Source organism: Actinomycetota bacterium (assembly GCA_013152275.1).
GTDB lineage: Bacteria > Actinomycetota > Acidimicrobiia > Spongiisociales > UBA4744 > BMS3Bbin01.
This window is the reverse complement of record JAADGS010000027.1, coordinates 35,033-58,991: the sequence shown is the minus strand read 5'-3', so window position 1 is coordinate 58,991 and position 23,959 is coordinate 35,033. Positions and strand designations below refer to the sequence as shown.

Annotated in this window: 22 protein-coding genes; 9 read left to right on the top strand and 13 right to left on the bottom strand. The window is 62.8% G+C overall.

Annotation, left to right across the window (positions count from 1 at the left end; genetic code table 11):
• Positions 1-11: 11 nt before the first annotated feature.
• Together GXP34_04090 and GXP34_04085 are read right to left on the bottom strand one after the other, a co-directional pair.
• Positions 12-617, bottom strand: coding sequence for a LysE family transporter (locus GXP34_04090; protein ID NOY55147.1), 606 nt, complete (start codon positions 615-617; stop codon positions 12-14).
• Positions 614-1,795, bottom strand: coding sequence for a winged helix-turn-helix domain-containing protein (locus GXP34_04085; GenBank protein NOY55146.1), 1,182 nt, complete (start codon positions 1,793-1,795; stop codon positions 614-616). The genes GXP34_04090 and GXP34_04085 overlap by 4 nt, the downstream gene beginning before the upstream one ends.
• Before the next feature lie 103 nt (positions 1,796-1,898).
• Between GXP34_04085 and GXP34_04080 the strand changes: the two genes are divergently transcribed.
• Positions 1,899-3,227 carry an adenylosuccinate lyase gene (locus GXP34_04080; protein ID NOY55145.1) on the top strand — a complete coding sequence of 443 codons (1,329 nt, stop codon included), beginning with the start codon at positions 1,899-1,901 and terminating at the stop codon, positions 3,225-3,227.
• Here GXP34_04080 and GXP34_04075 read toward each other — a convergent pair.
• The 7 genes from GXP34_04075 to GXP34_04045 all read right to left on the bottom strand — a co-directional run bounded on the left by GXP34_04075 (position 3,200) and on the right by GXP34_04045 (position 11,069).
• A complete protein-coding gene (locus GXP34_04075) occupies positions 3,200-3,787 on the bottom strand; it encodes a hypothetical protein (protein NOY55144.1) in 588 nt (195 codons plus the stop codon). The genes GXP34_04080 and GXP34_04075 overlap by 28 nt on opposite strands.
• A 30-nt stretch (positions 3,788-3,817) precedes the next feature.
• Positions 3,818-4,708: an ROK family protein gene (locus tag GXP34_04070; protein ID NOY55143.1), complete on the bottom strand. Its 891-nt coding sequence runs from the start codon at positions 4,706-4,708 to the stop codon at positions 3,818-3,820.
• A 122-nt stretch (positions 4,709-4,830) separates the two neighbouring features.
• Positions 4,831-5,886, bottom strand: coding sequence for an ABC transporter ATP-binding protein (locus GXP34_04065; GenBank protein NOY55142.1), 1,056 nt, complete (start codon positions 5,884-5,886; stop codon positions 4,831-4,833).
• Positions 5,852-6,832, bottom strand: coding sequence for an ABC transporter ATP-binding protein (locus GXP34_04060; protein NOY55141.1), 981 nt, complete (start codon positions 6,830-6,832; stop codon positions 5,852-5,854). The genes GXP34_04065 and GXP34_04060 overlap by 35 nt, the downstream gene beginning before the upstream one ends.
• An 8-nt stretch (positions 6,833-6,840) precedes the next feature.
• Entirely contained in the window at positions 6,841-8,103 is a 1,263-nt protein-coding gene (locus tag GXP34_04055; protein NOY55140.1) for an ABC transporter permease, read from the bottom strand.
• Positions 8,103-9,173 carry an ABC transporter permease gene (locus GXP34_04050; GenBank protein ID NOY55139.1) on the bottom strand — a complete coding sequence of 357 codons (1,071 nt, stop codon included), beginning with the start codon at positions 9,171-9,173 and terminating at the stop codon, positions 8,103-8,105. Before GXP34_04050 ends, GXP34_04055 begins: the two co-directional genes overlap by 1 nt.
• A 180-nt stretch (positions 9,174-9,353) precedes the next feature.
• Positions 9,354-11,069 carry a peptide ABC transporter substrate-binding protein gene (locus GXP34_04045; protein ID NOY55138.1) on the bottom strand — a complete coding sequence of 572 codons (1,716 nt, stop codon included), beginning with the start codon at positions 11,067-11,069 and terminating at the stop codon, positions 9,354-9,356.
• 184 nt (positions 11,070-11,253) lie between these two features.
• Here GXP34_04045 and GXP34_04040 point away from each other — a divergent pair, with 184 nt between their 5' ends.
• Entirely contained in the window at positions 11,254-11,646 is a 393-nt protein-coding gene (locus tag GXP34_04040) for an OsmC family protein (protein ID NOY55137.1), read from the top strand.
• Between the two features lie 150 nt (positions 11,647-11,796).
• On the opposite strand, the gene GXP34_04035 is transcribed toward GXP34_04040, so the two are convergent.
• From GXP34_04035 to GXP34_04025, 3 genes are read right to left on the bottom strand one after another with little or no spacing between them, the layout of a single operon-like run.
• The gene (locus GXP34_04035) at positions 11,797-12,969 is read right to left on the bottom strand and encodes a hypothetical protein (GenBank protein NOY55136.1); all 1,173 of its coding nucleotides are present in this window, start codon (positions 12,967-12,969) and stop codon (positions 11,797-11,799) included.
• A gap of 36 nt (positions 12,970-13,005) precedes the next feature.
• Positions 13,006-13,830 (bottom strand): metal ABC transporter permease, encoded by an 825-nt coding sequence (locus GXP34_04030; GenBank protein ID NOY55135.1) that lies wholly within the window; start codon positions 13,828-13,830, stop codon positions 13,006-13,008.
• Between the two features lie 58 nt (positions 13,831-13,888).
• Positions 13,889-14,794, bottom strand: coding sequence for a zinc ABC transporter substrate-binding protein (locus GXP34_04025; GenBank protein ID NOY55134.1), 906 nt, complete (start codon positions 14,792-14,794; stop codon positions 13,889-13,891).
• Positions 14,795-14,816: 22 nt separating this feature from the next.
• Between GXP34_04025 and GXP34_04020 the strand changes: the two genes are divergently transcribed.
• From GXP34_04020 to GXP34_03990, 7 genes are all read left to right on the top strand, one after another.
• Entirely contained in the window at positions 14,817-15,272 is a 456-nt protein-coding gene (locus tag GXP34_04020) for a transcriptional repressor (protein NOY55133.1), read from the top strand.
• On the top strand, positions 15,254-16,045 hold the full coding sequence (locus GXP34_04015) for a metal ABC transporter ATP-binding protein (GenBank protein ID NOY55132.1): 792 nt from the start codon (positions 15,254-15,256) through the stop codon (positions 16,043-16,045). Before GXP34_04020 ends, GXP34_04015 begins: the two co-directional genes overlap by 19 nt.
• A 289-nt stretch (positions 16,046-16,334) precedes the next feature.
• The gene (locus GXP34_04010) at positions 16,335-18,377 is read left to right on the top strand and encodes a WD40 repeat domain-containing protein (GenBank protein NOY55131.1); all 2,043 of its coding nucleotides are present in this window, start codon (positions 16,335-16,337) and stop codon (positions 18,375-18,377) included.
• Between the two features lie 183 nt (positions 18,378-18,560).
• A complete protein-coding gene (locus tag GXP34_04005; GenBank protein NOY55130.1) occupies positions 18,561-19,838 on the top strand; it encodes an aminotransferase class III-fold pyridoxal phosphate-dependent enzyme in 1,278 nt (425 codons plus the stop codon).
• Between the two features lie 244 nt (positions 19,839-20,082).
• The gene (locus GXP34_04000) at positions 20,083-20,883 is read left to right on the top strand and encodes an inositol monophosphatase (protein NOY55129.1); all 801 of its coding nucleotides are present in this window, start codon (positions 20,083-20,085) and stop codon (positions 20,881-20,883) included.
• 24 nt (positions 20,884-20,907) lie between these two features.
• The gene (locus GXP34_03995) at positions 20,908-21,426 is read left to right on the top strand and encodes a nitroreductase (GenBank protein NOY55128.1); all 519 of its coding nucleotides are present in this window, start codon (positions 20,908-20,910) and stop codon (positions 21,424-21,426) included.
• Positions 21,408-22,961 (top strand): amidohydrolase, encoded by a 1,554-nt coding sequence (locus GXP34_03990; protein NOY55127.1) that lies wholly within the window; start codon positions 21,408-21,410, stop codon positions 22,959-22,961. The genes GXP34_03995 and GXP34_03990 overlap by 19 nt, the downstream gene beginning before the upstream one ends.
• A 9-nt stretch (positions 22,962-22,970) precedes the next feature.
• Here GXP34_03990 and GXP34_03985 read toward each other — a convergent pair whose 3' ends face one another.
• Entirely contained in the window at positions 22,971-23,738 is a 768-nt protein-coding gene (locus GXP34_03985; GenBank protein ID NOY55126.1) for an SDR family oxidoreductase, read from the bottom strand.
• Positions 23,739-23,959 lie beyond the last annotated feature (221 nt).

The following is a 23,959-nucleotide window of genomic DNA, read 5'->3' as shown; positions in this document are numbered from 1 at the left end:
AGCGTGGCAGCTCAGGCTACGAACAGCATCCGAACCGCCAGCAGCAGGATCACGCCGGCCCCCAGCAACCCCGTGACGACGCGTGTTCGATCGGACATACGATGCCCGAGCACCGCGCCGGCCACGGCGAGGGATGTCTGCCATGAGAGTGACGCGAGGAAGGCTCCGGTGACGAACAACATCGCTCCTGTCGCCGTCGTGGCCACGCCTCCGGCCGATCCGAGAATCAAGGCGGCAAAGTACGTGAGCGTTACCGGGTTCATCAACGTGATCGACAGGAAGCCCGTCAGCGCGCGCACATGAGACGAAGCCGTACGTTCGCTTTCAGAGCCCGGCCGGAACGTCTTCATCGCCGCGGCGACGGCGACAACCAGCAGCACCAACCCTCCGGCAACCCGCAATGCCCCTTCGTATGGCATCAGCAGGGCGGCGGCGGTAGCCCCGGCGACCGCCGCAACGCCTGCGTAGATCAGATCGGCCAGTGCCGCGCCAAGACCTGCAAAGAAGGCCCGGGGGAAGCCACGACGTGTACCGAGTCCGATGATCAGCACCGCAATCGGGCCAACGGGGATGGCAATGCCGTATCCTGCGATGACGCCTTCGAGGAACGCGCTCACTGCGCCTCCTTCCGGAGGAGGCTCGACAAGTCCCCCTTTTGGTCGATTTCGAGCTCTCCCAGTCCCAGCCATCGGGCCATCGACCAAAGCTCTCCGGCCATGGCCCGGGCAACCCTCATCGGATCGTGCCCATCTTCCACATAGGAACTCCGCGCCATCAGAACGCTCCTCTTGCGATCGGCCTTGAGATCGACACGACCGACGAACTCCCCGTCGAGCAGAAACGGCAGGACGTAGTACCCGAACTGTCGCTTCTCCACGGGTACATAGATCTCGATCCTGTAGCGGAAATCGAACAGTCGCTCCGCACGGGGCCTGCACCAGATGAGCGGATCGAACGGGCCTACGAGCGCGGCGCCCTCGATGCGACGGGGCAAGACCGCGTCAGGATGCACGTACGCGTTTCCGGACCATCCGGTCACCTCGGCGAGCTGCAGCCGACCGGACCGCACCAGGTCATCGAGAAGAGGCCTCGCCACCGCCGGCCGCATCCGGTAGTAGTCGGCCAGGTCGGCTGCGGTCCCTATCCCGTGTGCTGTTGCGGCACGCAGAAGCAACTCCTTTCGGGCATCCTCCACCGCCGGTGCGATCCACGTGAGCGCCTGCGGATGAACCCGCTCGGGTAAGTCGTACAACCGCGAAAAGTTGGGCCGACCGGCGACGGTGAGCCTTCCACGGAAGAAAAGCCATTCGAGAGCGAGCTTCTCCGCTCGCCATCCCCACCACGCGTCAGATCTCCGCTCTTGCGCGTCGAGGTCCGATACGGTCAGTGGACCTCTGGTCCGGACTTCGTTCAAGATGTGCTCGATGAAGTCGGGACGTTCCCGGCCGAGCCTTTCGATCGACGCCCAGTGGGTGTCGCCGTTCATTCGGTGCACAAGCAGGGGCCTGGCGTCAATGGGAAGGAGCGAGGCTTCGTGCCCCCAGTACTCGAACAGTTCGCCACTATTCCACAGCCACCGGTCGAGCGTGCCCCGATCATACGAGCCGAGCCGAGAGAAGAACGGCAGGTAGTGAGCCCTCGCGAGCACGTTCACCGAATCCAGCTGTACGACTCCGGTGCGGCGGATCACCCTGCGAAAGTGCCGTACGTCCACTCTGCCCTTGGGCACCGGGTCGGCAAACCCTTGCGCGTGAAGCGCGATTCTGCGCGCCTGAGCATTTGTCAGCGTTCGCATTGCTCCCTCCAGGAACCACGACACTAGACGGCCCGTTCATGAGTTCGCCAAGAAGCCCCACCGCCTCACGCCGGAGCAGACGGGGACCTGCGAAGATACGCCCATGATCGCCCGATACTCCCTCCCCGAAATGGTGGAACTCTGGTCTGAGTCACACAAACTCTCCATGTGGACCGAAGTCGAGGCACTCGTCGTCGAGGCATGGGAAGACGCCGGTATCGCTCCGGAAGGAGCCGGACAGGCCGTCCGCTCTGCACCACCGGTCGATCCTGTCGCTTGGAAGGAGCGAGAACAGATCACACACCACGACGTCGCGGCGTTCGTCGATCTGCTCGCATCATCGTCGGGGCCCGCCGGCTCGTGGGTCCACTACGGTCTCACCTCGTCCGATGTCCTCGACACCGCACAGGCCACCGTGCTGCGCGATGCAGCGGACCTCCTGATCGAGAAGATCACCGCCCTCTTCGACATCGTCAAACGTCGAGCGTTCGAACACCGAGACACGGTGATGGTGGGCCGAACCCATGGCATGTGGGCCGAACCCACGACATTCGGCTTGAAACTCGCCACATGGGCGTTCGAACTCGAGCGAGACCACGCCAGGATGCAACGCGCCCGCGAGTCCGTTGCCGTCGGCAAGATCAGCGGAGCAGTCGGCACCTATGCTCAGGCACCCCCTGCCATCGAGGCGTATGTGTGTGAGAGGCTCGGTCTGGGCATCGAACCCGCATCGTCACAGATAACCCACCGGGACCGCCATGCGGAACTGATTCAGGCCATCGCTCTCACGGGATCTTCGATCGAGCGCTTCGCCACCGAGATCCGCCACCTGCAGCGAAGTGAACTCGGCGAAGTTCAAGAGCCTTTCCAGCCTGGCCAGAAGGGCTCATCGGCGATGCCTCACAAGCGCAACCCGATCCTGTCCGAACGTATGGCGGGCCTTGCCCGCGTGTTGCGCGGCTATGCGGTAACGGCCCTGGAGAACGTCTCACTCTGGCATGAACGGGACATCAGCCACTCCTCCGCCGAACGGGTGATTCTTCCCGATGCGTGCACGACCCTCGACTACATGCTTGCCACATTCGCAAGGGTTGTCGACGGTCTGATCGTCAAACCGGAACGCATGCAGGCGAACCTCGACGCAACACGCGGCCTCGTGTTCAGTCAGTCCGTGCTGCTCGCGCTCGTGGACGCCGGCCTCACGCGCGACGACGCCTATCGGATCGTCCAGCGTGACGCGGTACGCGCCTGGAACGAAGACCGAGATCTGCGCGACCTGCTCATGACCGATCTCGATGTGCCACTCGACGGTGACGGCATCGCCGGCTGTTTCGAGCCGGAACGGCATCTCCGCAACGCCGGCGTCGTCTTCGACCGCCTCGAAGGGCTCGTCCTCGAGATACCTCAGTCATCTGCGCCCGCGAACGAGTGACAAGCCTGACAGACCTGGGTGGTGCGCGCCTCGTTGAGGAATCCGATACGCGCCTCTCCATCGGTGATGTGACTCTCGTGGCAGCGGACACAGGAGGCCGCGTTCGGGCTCCGTGCCTGCCACTGGGCGAGGAACACGTGGAAGTGGTTCTGGAAGTCCTGCCCGTTCGCCACATCGCCGTGACACTTCGTGCACTGCGCGTCGGCGATCGCCCTGGTCAGTGGTGCCGGCTGGGTGAAACGACCCGTGAAGTAGCGCGTTGCGTCCCGAACCCCCAGCGCGAGGGCGGAGGCCCTCCCCATCACGCCAGGCCCGGAGTGACAGTCGATGCAGCGCACCTGCTTCGTGGTGTGGAAGCTCGCCAGATCGATCGGGTTCGCCGCGAGGCTGCGAGTGACGTAGACACTCTCCGGTTGCGAATGGCAAGACGCGCAGAACGTGTCACGATTCTCCAGATGGGCTCCCGACAACCCGCCCGTGACGAGCAGAAGCGCGCCGAGGGCCGCGAGGCCGCCAAATGCAAATGCTGTCTTCTGGAAACGTGTCGTACCGATCCTCATCGCTCGGAGGAGGCTACAGCCGTGACCCGACTACCCGGGCCAGAGCCGTGCAGCACCACGCACTCCGCTCGAGTCACCGTGGAGCGCCTTCACCAACCGGGTATCGACCCGGTCGCTGAACACGTACCTGTCCCACATCTGTGGAATCCGTTCATAGAGAACATCGATGTTGGACATGCCACCACCCAAGACGACGACGTTCGGATCGACGATGTTGATCACAACGGCGAGCGACCTCGCGAGCCTGTCGACATACCGATCCATCACCGCGATCGCCCTGTCGCCTCCGGCCTCGGCCCGCCGAACGATTTCCCGACTCGACAGCTCCCGCCCTTCGGAGTAATCGCGCTCCATCGCCGGCCCTGAGAGGTACGTCTCCACACAGCCGTGCAGCCCGCAATAGCAGGCGGGACCGGGCAGTTCATCCGCCCGTGGCCACGGCAACGGGTTGTGCCCCCACTCGCCGGCGATACCGTTCGGACCGGACAGCAGTGCGCCATGTACCACAATGCCCCCACCGACCCCCGTGCCCAGGATCACTGCAAACACGACGTCTGCTCCAACCGCCGCCCCGTCGATCGCCTCGGACAGCGCGAAGCAGTCGGCGTCGTTGGCGAGACGGACCGGCCGACCGAGAGCTGCCGAGAGGTCTTCATCGAGCGGACGCCCGTTGAGCACGACGGAGTTGGCGTTCTTGACCAGACCTGTGGCAGGTGAGATCGCGCCCGGGTGCCCGATCCCCACCGTTCCCTGAGATCCGGTCGCCTCTTCGAGCGATCGGGCCAGCTCTGCGACGGCTCGAACGATCGCCTCATAGTCGCCGGCAGGGGTCGCGATCCTCCGCCGAACCAGCTCGTGGTCTCTGTCGTCGAGAGCGATCCCCTCGATCTTGGTTCCACCCAGGTCGATCCCTATCCGCACATCCACCCTTTCTCGTCAATACAAGCGTCGCATACCGACGCCGGCATTGACAAGAAAACCGGGACCTGATTCCTGTCAATACAAGCGTCGCATACCGACGCCGGCATTGACGAGAACGGGAACTACTTCGTCGGGTCGAGGTCCCGATACTCGCCGGTACGAAGATGGCAGGCGGCGAGATGCTCGGGATCATCGCCGACCGGCAAGAGGACCGGGTCGATCTCGTCACAGATCCCGGCTTGCGCGATCTTGCACCGCGGATGGAAATTGCAGCCGGGAGGCGGATCGATCGGGTTGGGAATCTCGCCGGCCGGCAGCGGCTCGGTGCGCCGGTGCTTCGGGTCTGGAACGGGAACCGCGTCGAGCAGTGCCCGCGTGTAGGGATGCTGCGCGTTCGTGTAGACCTCTTCGAGCGGACCGATCTCGACGATCTTGCCGAGATACATGATGGCAATCCGGTTGCACACATACTTCGCGGTGGCGAGGTCGTGACTGATGAACAGATACGTGAGGTCGAACTCATCCTTGAGCTCCATCATCAGATCGAGCAGCAGCGCTCGCACGCTCACGTCCGCCATGGCGATCGGCTCATCGGCCACGATGAGATCGGGTGCGGTGATCATTCCCCTCGCGAACACGATCCGCTGCCGTTGCCCACCGCTGATCTGATGCGGATACTTCGAGTGGAAGAACTCCGGAGGCACCATCCCCACCTGGTCGAGCATCCGAAGGACGAGCGCGTGGCGCTCCTCCGCACTCAGATGGGGCATATGGATCTTTGCAGGATGTTCGATGGCCTCGCCGATCGTCATCCGGGGGTTCAGTGACGCCAGCGGATCCTGGAAGACGACCTGCATGCGGTGCCGAAGCTTCCGCATTTCTTCACGAGACAGTGAACCCAACTCGACGCCATCGAACACGACCTTCCCGTCGGTCGGCTCGAGCAGCCGAAGCACCAATCTGCCGACGGTGGACTTTCCCGAGCCGGATTCGCCGGCGAGGCCGAATACCTCTCCCTTGCGGATTTCGAACGTGACCCCATCGACGGCTCGCACATACCGACGGGGAGCACCGGTCAGCCCCGCCACAAACCCCTGCGCGACGGGGAACCACTTCTTGAGGTCGACAACCTCGACGAGATTCTCAGCCACGCGCAGCCCCCTCGGTGGCGTCTTCATAGAGCCAGCATGCGGTTGCCTGTCCCGGAACCACTTCGTGGAACACCGGCACCTCGACTGCGCAGATATCCATCGCCTTCGGACAGCGAGGATGGAACGGGCATCCGGACGGAGGATGGAGCAGGTTCGGTGGGGAACCCTCCATCTTGTAGAGGTCGTGTTCGGCCAGATTGATGTTCGGCACCGACTGGAGCAGACCATCGGTGTACGGATGCTTCGGTTTCTCGAACACTCCATACACGTCACCGATCTCCGCCATCCGGCCCGCATACATGACGGCGACACGGTCGGCGACTTCGGCGACGACGCCGATGTTGTGCGTGATCAGCAGGATCGTCAGGTCGAACTCCTCACGAAGCTCCCGAAGCAGATCCAGGAATTTCGCCTCGACGATGACGTCGAGAGAGGTCGTCGGCTCGTCGGCGATCACCAGTTTTGCTCGCAGGGCAAGCGCCAGTGAGATCATGACCCGCTGCCGCATTCCTCCGGAGAGCTGGTGGGGGTAGTCGGTAAGACGCTCCCGCCTGATCCCGAGCTTCTCGACCAGTTCCTCGGATCTCGCTCTCGCCGCAAGCTCCGAGACACCCCGCTCATGGGTTCGGATGGTCTCGGTGAGATGCTCGATCACCCTCTGGACCGGGTTCAGCGACGTCATGGGATCCTGGAACACCATGCCGATATCGGCACCGCGGACAGACTGCATCTGCCTTTCCGACAGCGTCATGAGGTCGACGCCGTCGAACCACAGCTCCCCGCCGTCGATCCGACCCGGAGGTCGGATCATTCGCATGAGCGCCTTGCCCAACGTGGACTTGCCGCAACCGGACTCGCCGACGAGACCCAGGATCTCGGTTCTGCGGATGTCGAACGAGACCTGGTCGACAGCGTGCACATAACCGGAGCGGGTCGCGTACTCCACGGTGAGGTCGCGTATCGAGTAGAGGATGTCTCCCATCATCGATCCCTCAGTTTCGGGTTGAAGATCTCCATGAGGCCCTCACCCATCATGGTGAAGGCGAGCACGACGGACATCACGGCGAGACCGGGGAAGGTGATCATCCACCACGCGTTCTGGATGTTCTCCTGACCGCGAGCCAGATCGATGCCCCAGTCCGGCGTGTCCGGTGGAAGGCCGAGACCAAGGAAGCTCAGGCCTGCACCGGTGAGGATGGCATCGGCGACGTTGACCGAGAAGATGATGGCCACCGATGGAATGACGTTCGGGAAGACATAGCTGCGCAAGATCGAGCCGCGCGTGGCGCCGATGCTGCGAGCTGCCTCCACATACATCTCTTCTTTCACCGACAGCGTCTGCCCGCGCACGATCCGGTAGTAGGTCGGAACATACACGACGCCGATGGCAACGATCACGTTGATGATCGAAGGACCGAGTACCGCCGTGATCGCGATGGCGAGGATCAGCCCCGGGAACGCGTAGAGGCTGTCCATGATCACACTCATCGTGCGATCCAGCCATCCGCCCGCGAACCCGGCAATCAACCCGAGTGGGAGCCCGATGATCAGCGACATGAGTGCCGCCGCGAATCCGATGAGAAAGGCAACTCGCGTCCCCCAGATCAGCCGGCTGAGAACGTCCTGACCGAGCTGGTTCGTTCCGAGCGGGAAACTGCCACTCGTCGAGATTCCTTCTCCGGCCACCGGTCCGTCCACGACCAGTCCGGGATACTGATCGATGATCGCCGATGCGGCTTTCGAGGAAAGCACGGCGAAGCCGATGTCACCGGCGGCCAATGCCGCGAGCGTCTCTTCCACGGTCTCATAGCGCTTCACCCTCAGCCGGATCGTATCGTCGCTTCCCTTCGCCTTCATCTCGTCGGTGATGCGGGCTGCCTCATCACGAACCGTCTGGCTCGAAGGCGTGCCCTTGACGACTCCAACGGAGACTCTGCCGACACCTGCGAGGTCACTGAGTGTGGCGATGCCCGAATCCACGGGCACGACAAGCGCCTCGACGTCGGGTGCCTCACCGGGTGCGAGGAGTCGGGGTCCGACCTGCTCCCGAGGATCATGGGCGGCGAACGCTCCCGGGGCGATCGCCAACATGAGGAAGAACAACACGAGGACCATGCTGATCGTGACGAACCACCAGTCGGCCTTGTACCAACGGCGTGCCTGGATTGCCCTGCGGACCCAGCCGACCTTGGCAAGGTCCTGCTCCCACTGGGGTACCTCTTCGCGGGTCTGCGGATTCGCCATCAGTACCGCACCCTCGGGTCGAGCAGCGAGTAGACGATGTCCACGGCAAGGCTGATGAGCGCCACAAAGATCGCGAACATCGTGATCACACTCTGGACGGCGGTGTAGTCACGAACCGAGATCCTTTCCACGAGATACCGCCCCATTCCCGGCCATGAGAACACCGTCTCGGTCAGCACCGCACCTGCCAGCAGGATGGCCACCTGCAGTCCGATCAGCGTGATCACCGGGATCATCGCGTTCTTCAACGCGTGTCGATAGACGACGACCCATTCTTTGACACCTCGAGCGCGGGCTGCGGTGATGTAGTCCTGCTGCAACGTCTCGATGACGTTGATGCGGGTGAGTCGGAGAAAGACTCCCGACAGGATCAATCCGAGCGTGATCACCGGAAGGATGAGGTGATGCACGACACTCCAGAAAGCAGGCCAATTCCCCGTCAACAGGGTGTCGATCAGGAGAATATTGGTAGTTCGATGGACAGTCGTCCCCACAACGGCGTCAATGCGCCCTGCGACCGGAACCCAGCCCAGATGGACGGCGAACAGCAACTGAAGCAGCAGACCCAGCCAGAAGATCGGCATGGAATACACGATGACGCTGTACAGGCGCAGTGAGTAGTCGGCTGTCCGTCTTCGACGCGACGCCGCGAAGGTCCCCGGAACGATACCCAGGAGCAGCGCCATCAACGCGGCAGGGACGATCAGCTCCAACGTCGCGGGAAACCGCTCACCCATCTCGTCCACGATGCGCCGCCGTCCCCCGACGAGTGACCGTCCGAAGTCCAAGGTGACGACCTCTCCCAGGAACCTTCCGTACTGCACGATCATCGGATCTTCCAGGCCGAGTTCCGTCCTCAGCCGTTGCTTGAGTTCGGGGCTGCCTTTCGGCCCAAGGCTGGACGTCACCGGATCACCCGGAATCGCCCGCAGGACGAGGAACACGAGCGATGCGAGGATGAAGATCATCGGGATCGTCAGCAGCACACGAGTGATCACATAGCGCCGCAGCCCTGCGCTCCCGCGCACGAAAACATACAGAAGAGCGATCCCGGCAGGGATGCCGATCATGAGAAAGAGAATCGCTAGTGGATGCACAAGGAGCGTCAGATTACTCCGCGTTTACCCCCGTCGCGCCACGGTCGCCCTCTGGCGCCCTTCCGATCCTCGGATTGGCCGCCTGTGCAGGTCCCACAACGACAAGAGAAGGGGCGGGCCCGAAGGCCCGCCCCTTCCTCAGCTTGAAAGCGACTAGCCGGTGATATCCAGCAGCGCGTAGTTCAGATCGAACGAAGGTCCGATGTTCAGCGACTGCGGGTTCGCGTCGGTCGCCGAGCCAGAGATGTTGTCCCAATAGATCACGTGCTCCGCCTCGAACCACATCGGGATCGTCACGACCAGGTCTGCATACACATCCTGTGCCTGCCCGTAGAGGTCGGCGCGCTTCGCCTGATCCGTGCTCGTCGCAGCCTGCTTCAGCAGGTCGACGAGGTTCGCGGCCTCATCACTCAATGCCTCACCCGTATCGGGATCGGTCACCATCGTGCCAAGTCCACCATTGAGTACGAACGGCTCCAGGTAGTTGCTCGGATCCGGATAGTCGAAGAACCAACCGAGCAGCGAGACGGTGTAGTCGGCTCCGCCGATCACGGCACCGATATACGTGCTCCACTCCTGCGAGTTCAACGTGACGTTGATCATGCCGGTCGCTTCGAACTGCTCCTTCAGAACCTGCATCGTGTCGCTCACCGTGCCACCGTAGTGCTGTGGCGGGAAGCTCAACTGCAGCTCCAGCTTGTTCGATTCGCTGTAGCCGGCGGCCTTCAACGCTTCCTTCGCCTTGTCGAGATTCGGCGACCCGTACATCGTGTCGAACGCCTCCGTTGCACCGAGGAACCCTGGCGGGTCCATCGAGTACAGCGGCTCCCACGTCCCACCGGATACCCGGTCGACGATGTCGTCACGGTCGAGCGCGTATGCCAGCGCCTTGCGCACGTTGGAGTCGTCGGTCGGCGACAGAGCGTGGTTGATGATCAGATAGCGGATGGAACCACCAGGCACGGTGGCGACCGTCAGGCCGTCCACGCCCTTGAGCTGCTCGAGAAGGTCGGGCTGCGCAATCGTGCGCCACGCGATGTCGATCTCGTGGTTCTGCAGCGCCAGCGCCATGGTCTGGGCATCCGAGTAGTCCTTGATGATGATCCGGTCCACCTTCGGCTTGTCGCCGAAGTAGAACTCATTGGGCTCGAGGACCATCTGCTCACCGATCGTGTAGTCGGTGACCGTCCACGGACCTACGCCATAGAACGGCGGGTCCGGGAACTCGACGAGAGCGTCCTGGGGGAACTGGTTCGGATCCATCGGGATGTACGGCGCACCCGCAACGATCTGCGGGAAGTAGCCGAACGCGTCCTTCAGCTGGAAGACCACGGTCAAATCATCCGGTGCACTCACCGTATCGATGTACGGCGTACCGAGCGCGCCGCCGACACCGCCCGACCCGTCGAGGGTCAGCATCCGGTGGATGTGGTCAACATACATCGGCGCCGTCAGGGCCAAACCATCGCCGAACTTCACATCGTCACGAAGATGGAACGTATAGGTCTTTCCGTCATCACTGACGTCGTAGCTCTTGGCGATGCCGGGCACCAGATCCGTCGTACCGGGGGCAAAGGTCAACAGACCCACACCGGTATTACGAATGATCTCCCAGTCACGCACCGAGTACGCATCTGCCGAGTCGAACTCGGCAATCGTGTCGGTCGTGCCGATGATGATCGTCTTGGGGCTCGGAGGTGCCTCGGTCGTCGTCGTGGCAGCCGTCGTCGTTGTCGTCGGGGCGGTTGTCGTCGTGGCAGCCGTCGTTGCCGGGGCAGCCGTCGTCGTTGTCGTCGCGCCGCCACCGCAAGCAGCAGCCACCATGGCCAACACGGCAAACAACGCAACGACCCAGAATCGGCGTCTCATGCTCTCTCCTCCATTAGATGTCGCTCGACGGAACATGTCAAGCAACGTCCAACTTAGTCCTGTCCGGGATCGAGGACAACGGGCGGCCGCCCTCGTGTCCCACGTTCTACCAGTCATGCACTACCTCCAACCGGGTGTCCATCGACATCTGCCATCATTCGAAACAGTTACGAAAGGAACTGAAGTGGCTTCCGTATCTCTCACGTGGGGGGGCGACCATCGCTTCGATGCCGTCGACCGGGATGACATGCCCGTCGACATCGATGGAGAGGCGACGTTGGGCGTTCGCCCCTCCGACCTCCTGCCGATGGCCCTGGCCGGTTGTTCGGGCATCGACGTCTTGAACCTGCTCGGCACCGATCGGGTCGACGAGTTCACAATCACCGTTCGCTACACGAAGCAACCGGATCCTCCGTGGAAGTTCCAGCGTTTCCGCATGCACTACCGAGTCGGTGGCCACGGCATAACCGAACAGGAGGCCACCGATGCGGTGCACAAGAGCCACGAGGAGATGTGCTCGGTATCTCACGCCATTCGCGGAAACGTGCCGGTGGAAACAACCGTGGAGATCGTGTAGGCGAGACCGCCTCCGTCAGTCGTCAGTCGTCAGTCGTCAGTCGTCGGCCGTCGAAGCGTTCCCAACAAGAAGGCCACCGCGTCGACCACTGATGACTGAAAACTGATCACCGATGACCGAGAACCAATGGCCGAGCGGTTTCGTGCTCGATCAGCGCTTTGCCGGCGGATAGACCTTCGCCAAGGCCTCGTTGAACGTCGCCGTCGGAAGCAGCACCCACGCACCCCGATCGGTGACGTAATCCTTCACCGACACGCGGACACGCTTGACCTGTGACGAACTGATCCCACGGAAGCTCCAAGCGAGACTCACCGCATCGCCGAATGCGAATCGCGAATCGAGATGGATCATTCCCGCCACCTGGTCCGCCACATTGGAGAACGCCGACAGCGAGCCGAACGAGGCGAGCCGGTCGGCGACCTTGAACAGCATCTCCTGCTGATGCCGCTCGCGGGTGAAATCACTTGCGCCCCGCACGGGCCGCCACGCGCCATCGACATACTCCTCGGTATGTCGCGTTCGCACCCACGCAAGCGCCTGATCGCCACCGATATGTGAGCATCCTGCCGGAAGGTCGAGCTTCGACCTCCAGTCTCGAACGGGATTGTCGAGACACACGTCCACCCCTCCCAGCGCATCGATGACGGCGGCGAACCCGCCGAAGTCGATCCGGGCGAAATGGTCCACTTCGATGCCCGTGTAGTCCTGCACCATCAATGACAGCAACTCGGCGCCACCCGCAAAACCTTTGCACCCGCCGAGACCCGTGTTGAGTCGGGCGTACTCATCCGTACAGGGATTCTTCACGTAGAGGTCCCGAGGAAGGGACGTCATGATCGGAGCAGACCCGTCGGAAGGAAGGAGGATGAAGATCATCGAGTCGGCGCGAGGCCCCTCCTGACCCACCAACAGGTACGACGCGAACATGCCGTCCGGAAGCGCGGGGCTCGTAGCCTCCGGGACGGTGAAGGGAACGAAATAGGGTTGACGGCCGTTCCGCTGTGCCGCCACGATCGCGAGCAGATCCCGATCGAGGAGCGGAATGGCGCGACTGGCCTCCTGACCGGTCTTCTGAGCGGTCTTCTGAGCGACCGAGGCCTCCTGCCGAATCTCGGATCGCTGCTCGTCCGTCATGCCTGCGATTCCTTGCCGCACCTTGGTCGCTTCGGCAAACGGCTCGCGCTCAACGCTCCGATAGGCCTGAAAGGCGCGGACACCCGATACTGTGACAAAGGCGAACAGGACGACGCCGAACACGATTGCAGCCGCCAGCAGAGCCCGCACGACTTCAGGGCGTTTCGTCGATACTCGATGCCTGGCCATGAACATTCATGGTAGATGCCTGCCGGAACATCTCGATTACGCGTGATGGCGCGTCACGAGATCTCTCGACATGAGCACGAGGAAGAACAACGCCACAGAGAGTCCCGCCATCGTCGCCCCGGCGGCCGTGTTCGCGTAGAAGCTCGTGAGGAGCCCGCCCGCCACCGAGAGCAGGCCTAGCCCGACGGCCATCACCATCATCGTCGGCACGCGCCGCGTGATCAGCGCCGCAGTTGCCGGTGGAGCGATCAAGAGGCCGAAGACCAGCAGGGTTCCCACCGTTCTGAATGCGATGACGACAGCCAGGGTCACGAGCGCGAGCATGACGGCGTGAGCGAGACGGGGCCGCATTCCAAGCACGGCGGCCTTGTCTTCGTTGAACGACAGGGCGAGAAACGGTCGGTAGAAGGCCAGAGCGATGATCACCGTCACGACCAACCCGGCGCCCAGAACCCAGAGGTCGCCCCTCGTCACGCCCAGCGCATCACCGAAGAGGATCCCTGTCAAACTTCCCGCGTAGGAGGATGTGCGGGAGATGATCACCACGCCAAGGGCCAACATCCCCACGAACAGCAGACCGATCCCCGTGTCCTCCGAAAGTCTCGCCCTGCGATGGATCACACCGATACCCCACACCATCACGAGCGCAGATACGATTGCGCCAAGCAGCTGACTGAATCCGATCAACACCGCGAGAGCGATCCCGGGCAACACTCCGTGGGCAAGTGCGTCGCCCATGAAGGCAAGGCCCCGCAGGACGACCCAGGTACCGACAACCGACGTCACTGCCGCCACGAGGAATCCTGCCAGCAACGCCCGCTGCATGAACTCCAGACGGAACGGATCGATGAGCCAGTCCACGCTCAGTGGCCCCTCGCACAACTCGTCCTGGGATCCTCTCCATCCCTCGACGTTGCCACTAGCCCTCCTTCAAGGCGTCGACGATTCGCTCCGTATCGGTGAGCAGAAGCCCCAGGTACGTATCCGCTCCCGATCCAGGGGCACCAAGCGAGCCCGTATAGAGGGTAACGATCTTCACGTCGCGACCTGTCTCCGCAGCCAGCGTTTCAGAGAGCCGAGGAGACACCGTGGTCTCGACGAAAATCGCGGGCACGTCCTCGGCAACGATGGTCTCTGCAAGAGATCCGAGCGCGGATGCGCTCGTTTCGCCAAGTGTGCCACCGCCCGGGATGACAACGCCAACAACCTCGAAACCGAAACGATCGGCGAGGTAGCCGAACGCCATGTGCGAAGTCACCAGCTTGCGGCGCTCGGGGCTGATCTGCCCAAAGCGTCGCTCCATTTCCGCTTCGGTGTCCAGAATCCGAGCCGCGTAGGCGCCTCCACGACTCGACCAGTCGGCAGGTGACAAACCATCGTCAACCTGCGCGAGGCGATCGGCGATCTTGCGGGCGACAACGGCCATCCGCTCCGGATCGAACCAGATGTGGGGATCGGGTCGTCCGTTCTCGAAATACCGCGGCGTCACCACATCCCCCACCTTCAGCACCGGCACTCCGTCGGCCATCACGGCGTCGAGGACCGATGTGAGACCCTCCTCGAGGCCGAGGCCATTGGCCACCACGAGGACCGCGGACTCCATCTGCGCGACCTGCTTGGCCGACGCGCTGAACTCGTGAGGGTCCACTCCGACCGGCATGAGGACCTGTACATTCAACTCGTCGCCCGCGATCTCGCGGACGATATCACCGAGGATTGTGGTCGTGGCCACCACGATCGGTCGATCATCCACCGGCGAACTGCTGCAGGCACTTCCGAAGAGGGAAAGTGCCACCATCATTATGGTAACGGTTCTCATTTTCATGAGGGAATGGTATCATCTTGGCGTGATGACGCAAGCAGACCTTCTCGAACGGGCGAAGCGACAACTCGTCGCCCGGAACGTCCGGCTGACCAAGGCAAGGCGACTCGTTCTCGAGGCGCTCACGGAGACACCAGGGCCCCGCACCGCCGCGGAGCTGGACACTGCAATGGGACGGGCAGTTCCCGTATCGTCGCTCTACCGAACGCTTCTCTCGCTGGAAACGGCGGAACTCGTCACCAAGTATCGAGACGCGGAGGGCGTCGCCCGCTACGAGATCGCCGAAGCGGTCACCGGTGAGCATCACCACCACTTCGTGTGCATCGAGTGTGGCCTCACCGATGATGTCGCCATCCCATCCGAACTCGAACGTGCCATTTCGCGTCTCATCCGTTCGTTGGCAGATGCCGGGAACTACCACATCACAGGTCACCGCCTCGAACTGGAAGGGATCTGTAAGGCATGCCAGGCAAAACACTGATTCGCGCGGAGAACCTCGAACTCTCCTACGGGGACCGGACGGCGCTGGTTTCGTCGAGCTTCGAGATACCTGCGGGCTCGGTTACCGCCATCATCGGACCCAACGGTGCGGGCAAGTCAACCCTTCTCGGCGCTATCGCCGGCCTCATCGAACCGACCTCCGGTTCGTTGATCATGCCGTCGCTCGGGCCGGCCGGCATCGCCTACGTGCTCCAGTCGACAAAACTGAACGAGCTCACCCCAATCACCGTTCACGAAGCCGTGGGGATGGGCAGGTATGCACAACTCGGGTTCTTCCACCGCTTCCAGCCACGAGATCGTTTGGCCTGTCAACGCGCCATGGAACGTCTCGGTATCCGCGATCTGGCGGATCGGCACCTGTCTGAACTCTCCGGCGGCCAGCGTCAGCGGGTCTTTGTCGCCCAGGGACTTGCCCAGGAGGCTTCGCTGCTCCTGCTCGACGAACCCATTACCGGCCTCGACCTCGTTTCGCGCGAGTACATCCTGGAGGCCATCGAAGCCGAAAGGGCGGCCGGCAACACCGTGATCGGCACGACTCATTCTCTCGATGAGGCAGACATGGCGGACCACGTGATCCTGCTCGCAGGTCGCGTCGTGGCCTCCGGCACACCTGATGAGGTACTGACGGCAGAATCTCTGAGTATCGCCTATGGACATCCCATGTCGACCACCGATGAGGGCCATGTCCTCCACGACGATCCCCACCACCGACCCGTCGATGCACGCCATATCCATTTCGAGCGCAAGCCCTAGTGCCTCGTCTTCGCGCCCGGAATGCGTCCTCGCATGCGCCGGAATCACACCCATCGTGCCGTGAGGCGCCAACACCCCCTCCCCCGGGGAACCACCCGCAGCAGCCGACCCACCCCTGCACTTGCTCCACGTGCACCGTACTCTGTGCCCGATGGGGTACTGCTTCTACTGTGATGCGCCTGTTGATGGCAACGACTGCCCGAGGTGCGGACGGCCCGCCTGGACGCCCGCCGAGGAACCGCAGGGAACCGATGATTCCTCACTCGAGACGTTCGATACACCATCGGACATGCCACCCTCCATGGCGCCTCTTCCGGAGTCCACGGAACAGCGGCCCTCGATCAAGCCTTGGGTGGTCGCCGCCACCGTGGTGGGACTGGGAGTAGTCCTGTCCATCCTCACCATTCCATCCGGCTTCCAACGCGTGACGGCACCGACCGCCCCACCGGTCATCACGACAACGACAACCACGATCCCCAGGCCCGGCGCCGACCGACCCGCGTACGAGCCCGCCGCCGGAACCTGGTTGGGTTTACTGAAGCCCGATACGCCGCCGGAGACTCTCACAGGAACGTTCCCCTTCCTGGAACCGGCCTTCGACGTATTGCCGGACGGGTCGCTGCTGACCGTCACCGACGAAGCCTATGTGCGAGTCACCCCCGATGGAGGCCACACGCCCTTGCCGATCCCCGTTCCTGCCGATCTCCTCGACGCGGCACTCTCCCCCAACGGAAGGCTGCTCGCGACGGTCGACCTCGACGGTCACCCCACGGTTTGGGATCTCGAGACCGGAGCTTCGCTCGAGCTCGACCGGGTTTCCTACCCCAGTCCACCGCGCGCAGCATCCCTGCACTGGTCGGCCGATTCGATGGCTTTGGGTCTCGGTCTGTCCGAGCAGTCCTACTACGTCTGGTCGGTGGAAGGACCACTCCTCCAAGGCCCAACGGCCGGTCGCCTGATCGCGGTGAGCCGACTTGCTGCGGTAGGCGAAGATGAGGAGGGCCTCAGGATAAACGGAGGTTTCCACATCCTTCCTCGGACTGCCATCTCGGACATCCGTATTGGGGTACTTAGCCCCGACGCGAAGTATCTCGCCGTCGACGCAACGATCACCGGCGAAGGCTCCGGCATCTGGCTGCTCAACCTCATGGAGCCCATCCCCCACCTGCTCGCACCCGCGAACTCCCCGTTCACATGGTCCGGTGACGGAACCGCCCTCTACTGGGCCGACGAAACCGGAACCTATGCGCACCCCGTCGGACCCCGATTCACAGAAACGCTCATCAGTGACACGGCCGCCGAGCCCGGCGATCGCCTACGAGTCTACGATCCTGCGCTGGTCCCGACCTCGACGCCGCTCGTCGATACCGGGCCACTCTTCGAACTGCGAGACTCGGTGTTGTTCCGCCGCGACCCGGATGGCCTGCACCTCATCGACCCGGCGGACACAGGGACCACCACATCCATTCAGGCCGCGTTCTCCGTCGATCCCGCGACGCCGTTGTTGCGTACGGCAGCGTTCGGGCTCGACACCGTCGACGTCCTGCTCCTCGACACAACGGGCACGACGGAGCGAACGCTCGGCTCCCTGCCTGCAGGCGCCGCAACCGTCACCGCGATCGTCAATAATGCTGATCTCGGCGTTCTCCTCGAGACCGATAACCGAGAGATCCTTCGCGCCGGTCCCGCAGGACTCACAACGGTGCTCTCGGGATCCTCACTCGGTGTCGTCGGCACGGTGCCATTCGCCGTTTCGCAAACCTCCTCGTCGATCCTCACGGTGCCTCCAGAGGGTGAAGACCCCGAGGTCCTCATCCACGCTTCGGATCTCCCGGGTGTCCGTGGATTGCTCGCCGCGGTCGGAGTCCGTTCGGACCTGCTGGTCCTCGTTCAGCAACAGATCGGAGTGCCTGCCGTGCTCTGGATCCCCGGCGACTCCGAACTCCTGCGCGACATCGTGCTTCCCAATGCTCCGATGTCCAACGCAACTCCCTTCTCGTTGATCTACACCAACCCGCAAGACCTACAGATAACCTCGGGTCGTATCGTCCCGGCCGACGACGCTCAAACCTTCGCCGTCGAGATGCACTCTCCCGACGGCGCACTCACGCTCATCATGGCCGATCCGGGAATGGGACTGTCCACGTGTTCTGGAATCGTCGCCTGCGTCACGGATGCATTCGACGGGACGGTCCTTGGCTTCTCCCCTGACGGATCGTGGTTGCTCGCGAACATCGCCGGACGGCTCGAAGCGATCTCGACCCGAGGACGCGGACGGGTAGTCATCGACATCGCCGCCCCGGATCAGGTCGCCTGGATACCGTCACCATGACGTCGGCCCCCTACCCGACCAACACGTAATAGCCCTGCGGTCGTTTGCGTCCTGTGGCACAATGAGCCCATGGCAACCGTGGATCTGCGTGCGTACACTCCGCGTCTCGCAAGGGCCGCGCTGTTTGCCGTTCCTTTGTAGCGATCCTCTCCAGATCCGCTGCCACTGCTGAAAGGAACCTCAATGAACGACTTTCTCGACCGTTTCGCCTCTTCCGTCGCCCCCGTCCTCGCCTTTGACACCGACATCCACGCAGACCACGCCGAGGGCCTCTGGGTATACGACACCGACGGCAACCGCTATGCCGACTTCGCGTGCGGAACCGCCGTCGCCAATCTCGGGCATAGCCATCCGGTCATCGTGGCAGCCGCCAAAGAGCAACTTGACAAGCTGACCCACGCCGGCTGCGTTTTTCGATATGACTCCATCGTCCGCGCAGCGGAACGACTTCGTGAGATCACCCCCGATGGCATCGAGATGTTCGGTTTCGCGAACTCAGGCGCCGAAGCCGTCGAAGCCGCGGTCAAACTCGCCAAGTACACGACGAAACGTCAGGGTGTAGTCGTGTTTCGGGGCGCGTTCCACGGTCGAACGATGGGATCGGTCTCCTATACGACCTCGAACGCGAAGTATCGGGACGGCTATCACCCGATCCTCGGTTCGGTGTGGGTCGCCCCGTTTCCACACCCTTATCGCTGGGGAATGACCGAGGAGGAGGCGACGAAACTCTCCTTGGACGAACTGCAGAGAATGTTCAAGCACGAGGTCCTCCCGAAGACCATCGCCGCGTTCCTCGTCGAGCCCGTGCAAGGAGAAGGTGGCTACTACCCCGCTCCCGAGCCCTTCCTCCGAGCACTCCGAGAGATGGCAGACGAGCACGGCATCATGCTGGTGTTCGACGAAGTCCAGACAGGTTTCGGCCGCACGGCGAACTGGTTCGCCTCTGAGCATTTCGGGATCGATCCCGACATCATCGTGCTCGGCAAGGGCATCGCAAACGGAATGCCGCTCTCGGCGTACGGAGCTTCTCGGGAAGTCATGAACGCATGGCCCGTCGGCGCTCACGGTACGACCTTCGGTGGGAATCCGGTGGCATGTGCCGCATCGGTGGCCGGCCTCGAGGTCATGGAGGGTCTCCTCCCGCATGCTCGAGATCTCTCTGCTCACGCATTCGAACGTTTCCGTAAGGCGCAGATAGAACATCCCACGATCGGTGATGTGCGCGGACTCGGTTTGATGATCGGTGTCGAGTTGGTCAAGGATCGTGACACCAGAGAGCCCGACGCGGAAGCGATGCAGTTCCTCGCACGGTTCGGGTTGGAGCATGAACTGATCATCATCTCGTGCGGCCCCGATGGAAACGTGATCAGATTCATCCCCCCGCTCATCACCACGATCGAGGAGCTGGATCAAGCAATCGACACGATCGAGGCAGGGCTCTTCGCGTACGAGAGCCGGTAACGATCCACAGGGCCGACCTGCCCCCGGCAGGGGTCACGACCCCTGGATCGGCTGCAGGAGGCGACACACAGGCCCGCTTCGCCCACGGTACCCGGTACTTCGTATCGGGTACCGTGACCTGCGTCGCCGCAAGACCCCGGAGCGGACGTCGCTCCTCTGACGAAACGACGACACGTGCCTGGTGACCCAGGGTCTTCGAAACCCATGCCATGCATCGGCCGACGGGCTCCTAGAGTCCACGACCATGAACGATCTCCAACTTGCGCGAGCGGCGGCGAGCGAAGGGGCGTCGGCGATCCGACGTCTCTTCGGACACCTGACGTCGGTCGACTACAAAGGCAAGGTCAATCCGGTCACGGCCGCAGATCGAGAATCCGAGGAACGTATTCGGACGCTCGTGTCCCGGGAACGGCCCGGCGACGCGTTCCTCGGCGAGGAAGAAGGTGGCGACCTCGAGAATACCGAGCGGATGTGGATCGTCGATCCGCTCGACGGCACCGTAAACTTCGTGCACGGCGTGCCGCATGTCGCCGTCTCCGTCGCTCTCTATGAAGGTGGGCGGCCCCTGGTCGGTGTCGTTCTCGACGTGTTTCGGCAAGAGGTATTCCACGCCATGGCGGGAGGCGGAGCGTGGCTGAACGATCGGCGTCTCACGGTGTCGCCCACGAAGACACTCGACAAAGCCATCGTCGCAACGGGTTTTCCATACGATCGTCGTGAACGCGCAGACGAATATGCACGAACACTCGGCGCCGTGCTGGCCCGTATCCAAGGGCTTCGGCGCATGGGGACCGCATCACTGGACCTCACATGGCTCGCTGCAGGTCGATACGACGCGTTCTGGGAACTGGACCTCGCCCCGTGGGATGTCGCCGCAGGACTTCTCCTCGTGCGAGAGGCGGGTGGCGTCGTGACGAACAGAACCGGGGACCCCTCCACCCCGTTGGACGCCCACTTCATCGCATCCAATGCAGCCATGCATGCCGAATGGCGCACGCTCATCGACGCGTCGCTCTCCGGACCGAGGGTAGATTCCGTTTCGTAAGCCAGCAATGAGGAGTTTGCGCACATGGCTCATCTCACGAACCCATATGCACTGATCACGGGACTCAGAGCCGTCCGACAATTCACCACAGACCCCATCCCCGATCAGGACATAGATCGCATCCTCGAGGCGGGTCGCTGGACGGGCAGCGCCAAGAACACACAGCGCTGGGCGTTCGTCCCACTGCGGGATGAAGCCGCGCGCGAGGCGATCTCGGCGTGCGGCAACTACACGACACCCCTCCGCAACGCAACCTTTGGCATAGCGCTGATTCGACTCCCGGACGGCTACGAGTTCGATATCGGGCGGGTGGCACAGAACATGATGCTGGCCGCCGCAGCCCTGGGAATTGCGTCGTGCCCGGTAACGCTGCACGACGGCGAATGCAGCCGCCGTACCCTCCACCTACCCGACGGCCATGTCTGCCGGTACGCGATCGCCTTCGGCTACGAAGACGCGGAGCGTGAACGAGTCTCACGATCTCGGCGCGCATATGCCGGCAGGAAGCCGATGAGCGAACTCGTGTGGGAATTCCCACACTGATGCGTCTCTTCGTGGCCGATCTGGTTCGAACGGCGCGCGGGGTCTCCGGGGATGCCGTTCTCGTCCACGAAGGAAAGGTCGTCGAACTCGGCCAAGCCGACCGATTGCGATCGAGAGACATCCCGGAGGAGCACTTCTCCGGCGGAGCGCTCCTCCCAGGCCTCCATGACGCCCACATCCATCCTGTCGGCTACGCATCCGCCAAAGGAGGCCTCCTCCTCGACGGAGTCCCGGATATCTCGACGTTGTTGTCGGTACTCGCAGACGCCGACGCCCACCTTGACGGCGGTTGGGCACTGATCGGAAACCGCCTCGACGAGGAACGCTTCTCCGATCGGCGCCTACCGACCAGGCACGACCTGGACACCGTGATCGCAGAGCGTCCGGTGTTTCTCGCTCGAGTCTGCGGCCACATCGCGGTGGTGAATACCGCAGCGCTCGAGGCGGCAGGGATAGGACCGGACGCCTCAAATCCTGTCGGAGGCTCTTTCGATCGTGACACAGACGGGAATCCAAACGGGGTCTTGCGGGAGGCGGCGATCGGGCTCGTGGCGTCGGTTCTGAAGATGCCTCCCGTCGACACGAGTGCCCTTCTCGAAACGATGCGCCATCTTGCTCGTCTCGGGCTCACATCGCTCGGCGGGATCGTCGACGTCTCCGGCGGCGTCTGGACGTCGGGAAACGAACTCGAGATACTCGCCGACATCGCTTCAGACCTCCCCCTGCGTGTTTGCGCCTTTGTGATTGCCCCCACATCGAAGGATCTCGAGACGGCAGCACGTCAGATCGACAGGACCTCATCCCGCCTGCGTTTCGGAGGCGCCAAAGAGTTTGCAGACGGAAGCCTCGGAGGGCACACGGCGGCGCTACAGGCCCCGTATGCAGACCGGCCGAAAGACTCCGGCACTCTCCTCATGCTGAACCGTTCCGAGACACTGGAGCGAGCTCACGCAGCGCTTGCTCTCGACGGATCCGTTGCCATCCACGCGATCGGCGATCGTGCCACATCCCACGTCCTCGACGTGTTCGAATCGCTCATCGACCAAGGTGCCGATCCATCTCGACTTCGCATGGAGCATGCTTCGATGTTGCAAGGGAACGACCTGCGGCGCATGGCAGAAACCGGCGTTGGCGCGTGTATCCAGCCGGCGTTCGTACCATCCGATGGACCCTGGCTGGAACAACGCCTCGGCACACGCCGGGCGGCGTGCACGTACCGATTTGCGACGATGGCACGGGATGGAATCCATCTGGCAGGTGGTTCGGACGCGCCAGTGGAATCACCGAGCCCCTTCGCCGGTATGGCGGCAGCTCGAGATCGGGCCGGTTTCTGGCCGGAAGAGTCGCTCACCGCCAACCAGGCGCTCGCTCTCTTCACCGACGACGCGGCCCGCCTTCTCGGTGAACCGGAGCCCCTCTCCCCGGGCAGTCCGGCGGATTTCATCATCGTCGATCGTGACCCCGTGACAGCCTCGCCCACAGAACTTCGCCAGGCAAGGGTGCTCTCCACCTGGGTAGAAGGACGTAAGGTCTGACGACGTCATTCAGTCCCGAAGAAGCCTGCCTTCCATGCCTCCCGCAACCATGACGACCTGACCGGTGACATGGCCGGAAACCTTATCGGAGGCGAGGATGACGATCTGTGCAGCGACATCCTCCGGCGTCCCGAGTTTCTTGAGTGCCATCGTCGACGTCACCCGCCGTTCGAGCGCCGGGTCCTTTCGAGCTTCCGTGGTCATCGGCGTGACCGTCCATCCGGGAGCGACGGCGTTCACCCTGACACCGATCCGAGCCGCCTCATTCTTGGCGCTGAGCAGAAGCCCCGTCATGATGGCGCCCTTTGCAGCCGCATAGTCCACGTGGCCGGCCTCTCCGAATATGCCGGCCGTCGAGCCGACCATCACGATGCTCCCCGTGTGCGTCTTCTCGGCGTGACGGAGGAACGCCCGCAACGTGAGGAAGGTTGCCGTGAGGTTTGCGCTCATGGTCTCTTCCCATCTGGCCAACGGCAGATCCCAGAGGCGGAGATCCTCGGATGGCCACACACCGGCATTGGCAACACAGACATCGACACGGCCCAATGCCTGCGCAGCACGCGGCACGAGTTCGTCCGCTTCCTCCTCGAGCCGCAGATCTGCTCCGAGCGCAACTCCGCCCACCTCTGCGGCAAGCGCCAGTGCCGGAGCTTCCGAAGTCAGATAATGGATCGCCACCTTCGCTCCCTCGGAGGCGAATGCCCGGACCACGGCCTGTCCGATTCCTCCCGCACCACCAGTGACGAGAACTCCCTTATTGCGCAGATCGGTATCCATGAACAAGACGGTAGTGCCTCGTCGGTCGTCGGTCGTCGGTCGTCGGAACGTTCCCGACAAGACGGCGCAGCATCAGCCGACGATGACCGAAACCCGGCACCCACACATCACTCTGAGCGTTCTCACCAAATGCTTAGGAAGCCTTCACGCCGTGTTCATCTTCATAGGGCACACTGATTAACAGAGGTCGAGGCATGATTCTCGAGAACGCGAAAGATCAG